This window comes from Thiobacillus sp. (assembly GCF_024708915.1).
Genome location: NZ_JANJXQ010000119.1, coordinates 1 through 4,346 on the forward strand (window position 1 = coordinate 1; position 4,346 = coordinate 4,346).

A 4,346-nucleotide genomic window follows, 5' to 3' on the forward strand; every position below is an offset into this window, starting at 1 on the left:
CGCCCCGCGTGCACCTGCGCCTCGCCCATCCAGCAGGTCAGCACCGGCTTGTGCGAGGTCTTCGCCACCTCCACCACCGCCTCGGCCACCTCGGTCGGCCGGGTCATCGCCTGCGGCGTCAGCATCACCAGCACGCCGTCGACGTTGTCGTCGGCGAGGCAGGCGTCCACCGCCGCGCGGTAACGCCCGGCGGCGGCGTCGCCAATGATGTCGAGCGGATTGCCGTGCGACCAGTTGGCCGGCAGCACGGCGTCGAGCGCATCGAGCGTCGCCGGCGCCAGTTCCGCCATGCGCACCCCCAGATCCACCGCGAGATCGGTCGCCATGACGCCGGGGCCGCCGCCGTTGGTGACGATGGCAAGACGGTTGCCGCTGGGCCGGATATGGCTGGACAGCGCGCGCGCCGAAGCGAACAGCTGCAGGATGGTGTTGACCCGCACCACCCCGGCGCGCCGCACCAGGGCGTCGAACACCGCGTCCGAACCCACCAGCGCGCCGGTATGCGACTGCGCCGCCTTTGCCCCTGTGGCGTGGCGCCCCACCTTGACCATGACGACGGGCTTGAAGCGGGCCGTCGCCCGCAATGCGCTCATGAAACGGCGCGCGTCGCGGATGCCTTCGATGTAGAGCAGGATGCCGCGGGTCTGCGTGTCGGTGGCGAGGTAGTCGAGGATTTCGCCGAAATCCAGGTCGGCCGACGCGCCGGTGGAGATCACGCTGGAAAAACCGATGCCGTTGGTTTCCGCCCAGTCCATCATCGCGGTGCAGATTGCGCCGGACTGCGACACCAGCGCGAGATCGCCGGTCAGGGTGGCGCCCTGGCTGAAGGTGGCGTTGAGCCCGATGGCCGGCCGCTGGATGCCCAGGCAGTTGGGGCCGATGAAGCGGATGCCGTATTGCTTCGCTGCGCTGGCCACGGCGGCTTCCAGTGCGGCGCCCTTTGCGCCCACTTCGCGGAAACCGGCCGACAGCACGACGGCATGGCGGATGCCGCGCTGCCCGCATTGCGCCATGATCGGCGCGATGGTCGGCGCGGGGGTGGCGATCAGCGCCAGCTCGGGCACCGCCGGCAACTCGCCGGCGCTGGCGTAGCAACGTTCGCCGAACACCGTCTGGTGCTTCGGATTGACCGGATAGACCGCGCCGCTGTAGCCGGATTTGCGCAGGTTGCGGAACAGAGTTCCGGCGACCGAATCCTCGCGTTCGCTGGCGCCGAAGACCGCAACCGAGCGGGCGTTGAACAGGGGATGCAGATAGTGTTTGGACATGGCTTCGTTGAGGACTGCGTGCGGCAGCGAGTCAATCGGATCGGGGACGCCCTATCCTAGGCCATCCCCTGTTACAGCGCCATCCCGCCGAGCGTATAGTTGAACCATTCTGCTCCTGGGCCGCGTCATGCACACCGCCTACATCACCCACCCCGAATGCCTCAAGCACGACATGGGCAGCGGGCACCCGGAAAGCCCGCTGCGTCTGCGCGCCATCGATGACCGGCTGCATGCCGCCCACCTGTTCGATTATCTAATCCACCGCGAAGCCCCACTGGTGCACCGCAGCCAGCTGCTCAGGGTGCACGACGCCGCCTATATCGATTCCATCGAGGCCGCCTCGCCCTACCAAGGTTTCCACGCGCTGGACCCCGACACCGGCATGAACCCGCACAGCCTGGACGCCGCCTACCATGCGGCCGGCGGCGCGGTGATGGCGGTCGACCTGGTGATGCGCGGCGAAGTGGCCAGCGCCTTCGTCGCCTGCCGTCCGCCCGGACACCATGCCACCCGCAGCCAGGCCATGGGGTTTTGCATTTTCAACAACGTCGCCGTGGCGGCCGCGCATGCCCTGGAAGCGCACGGCCTGGAACGGGTCGCCATCGTCGATTTCGACGTCCACCATGGCAATGGCACCGAGGATATCTTCAGGAACGATCCGCGTGCGATGCTGTGCTCCACCTTCCAGCACCCCTTCTACCCCCACTGCGGCGCCGACACCGCAAGCGGGCACATCGTCAACGTGCCGCTGCCCGCCGGCACCGCCGGCGCCGCTTACCGCGCAGCCTTCAGCGCGCAGATCATGCCGCGCCTGGAAGCCTTCCGGCCGCAGATGCTGTTTTTCTCTGCCGGTTTCGACGCTCACCGCGAGGATGACATGGCGCAGTTCGGGCTGGTCGAAGCGGATTATGTCTGGATCACCGAGCAGACGATGGGCGTGGCGGCGCGCCACGCCAAGGGACGCATCGTCTCGGTACTGGAAGGCGGCTACGACCTCAGCGCCCTGGGACGCAGCGCGGCGGTGCACATCAAGACCCTGGCGGATTTATGAACCGCCCCACGGCTGGGCCGGCCATGTTCTGAACGGGCACAGGGAAGGACAAGCAGGGCCAGCCAGCAAGCGGGTCAGCACATCCCTCCCCGCTATCCGGTAGCCCCCGGCATTCTTTGACGAATCGACCAAGGTTGCCAGCCCCTGACAGCCCCCCCAACGCCACTTCCAGCACACGTGAATGCTGGCTTGCCGCGCCGATGACCGGACGGGATTTCGAACACCCGCGCTGCAGTCATGAAAAAGGCCCGGCCAGGGCTGATGAGATGAGTCCGGATCACGTCAACACAGCGTGGGGGGGGGGGACGCCTGTATCCATCAAATGTTATTATTCAATAATATTTTATGTGAAGTTGTTTTCTGGATAGGTAAAACACGCCGTTTACACGCTTCCCTCTCGCACAGGACATGCCCTTCCACAAGCCGGCCGGGCATTGTTTCGAGCGCATCCCCGACAGGCCCTGGATTTCATCCGCATCGATACGACACGGCCCATCGGTCTGCTCAGCCAGCCACAAAAACACAGCCGCGGACCTAAGCCCCGTTTTTCCACGGCACCTCGAAAAGGAATCCGGCGGCCCTGGCATCGCGGCCCCGTTTCCTCCGCTCATCCTCCATCCGGAACAAACCAGGCCTGGGCAGCGTGCCGTCCCGTTGCCTGGTATCCGGCCAACCAAAAATGAAATGGAATTGCTACATGCAGGAATCTTATAAGTACAAGGCCTATTCCCTGAATAACTTCCGCGACATCCCGCAGATGGAACGGCTGCCCGAAGAAATAAAATTCGACATCGAAGTGGTAGGGCAGATCCTCCCCTTCAAGGCCAACAACTTTGTTGTCGACCATCTCATCGATTGGGACCGGGTGCCTGCCGATCCCCTGTTCCTGCTCACCTTCCCCCAGCGCGGCATGCTGTTGCCGCATCACTACGAGGAAATGGCCGCCTTGCTGAAAGGCGGCGCCGGCCGCGCCGAACTCAAGGCCGCCGCAAACCGTATCCGCCTGCAGCTCAATCCGCATCCGGCCGGGCAGATCAGCCACAACATACCCAGCCTCGACGGCGACAATCTCGACGGCATGCAGCACAAGTACCGGGAAACCGTCTTGTTCTTTCCCAGCCAGGGCCAGACCTGTCACGCCTATTGCAGCTTCTGTTTTCGCTGGCCGCAGTTCGTCGGGCTCTCCGATCTCAAGTTTGCCAGCCGTGAAGTGGATCGCCTGATCCATTATCTCCAGGCCAATCCGCAGGTCACCGATGTGCTGTTCACCGGCGGCGATCCGCTGATCATGTCGGCGCGCAACCTGGCCCAATACATCGAGCCCTTGCTCGAAGCCGATCTGCCCAACCTGCGCCACATCCGCATCGGCACCAAGGCGCTCAGCTACTGGCCTTACCGCTTCCTGAGCGACGACGACACGGACGATTTGCTGGCGCTCTTCCGCAAGGTCGAGGCGAACGGCAAGCACCTTGCCTTGATGGCCCACTTCAACCATCCGAGGGAACTGGCACCCGAGCCGGTACGCCAGGCAATTGCACAAATCAGGCAAACCGGTGCGGTCATCCGCACCCAATCCCCCCTGCTGCAGCACATCAACGACGACCCGGCCTTGTGGGCCCGGATGTGGAACGAGCAGGTAGATCTGGGCTGTGTGCCTTACTACATGTTCCTCGCCCGCGACACCGGTGCCCAGCACTACTTCAACGTGCCCCTGGTACGTGCCTGGGACATTTTCCGCGAAGCCTACCGCCAGGTAGGGGGGCTTTGCCGTACCGTACGCGGCCCCAGCATGTCCGCCAACCCCGGCAAGGTGCAGGTGCTGGGTGTGAGCGAGATCATGGGCGAGAAGGTTCTGCAACTGCGTTTCATCCAGGGCCGCAACCCCGACTGGGTCCAGCGCCCCTTCTTCGCCAAGTACGACGACAAAGCCACCTGGCTCGACCAACTCGTCCCCGCCTTCGGCGAAGAGAAATGGTTCTGGCAAGACGAATACCAGTCCATCCGCGCCCAAAAGCTCGCCACCTGAC

General features: G+C 64.4%; 3 protein-coding genes. 2 read left to right on the plus strand and 1 reads right to left on the minus strand.

Annotated features, from left to right (window positions below; all coding sequences use genetic code 11):
* The coding region (locus Q0L94_RS08750; protein WP_296752550.1) for a CoA-binding protein at window positions 1-1,268 on the minus strand (1,268 nt) is incomplete at its 3' end.
* A gap of 127 nt (window positions 1,269-1,395) precedes the next feature.
* Here Q0L94_RS08750 and Q0L94_RS08755 point away from each other — a divergent pair.
* Window positions 1,396-2,319: a histone deacetylase family protein gene (locus Q0L94_RS08755; protein WP_296752552.1), complete on the plus strand. Its 924-nt coding sequence runs from the start codon at window positions 1,396-1,398 to the stop codon at window positions 2,317-2,319.
* 697 nt (window positions 2,320-3,016) lie between these two features.
* A complete protein-coding gene (locus tag Q0L94_RS08760; protein ID WP_296752553.1) occupies window positions 3,017-4,345 on the plus strand; it encodes a lysine 2,3-aminomutase in 1,329 nt (442 codons plus the stop codon).
* Window position 4,346: the final 1 nt, after the last annotated feature.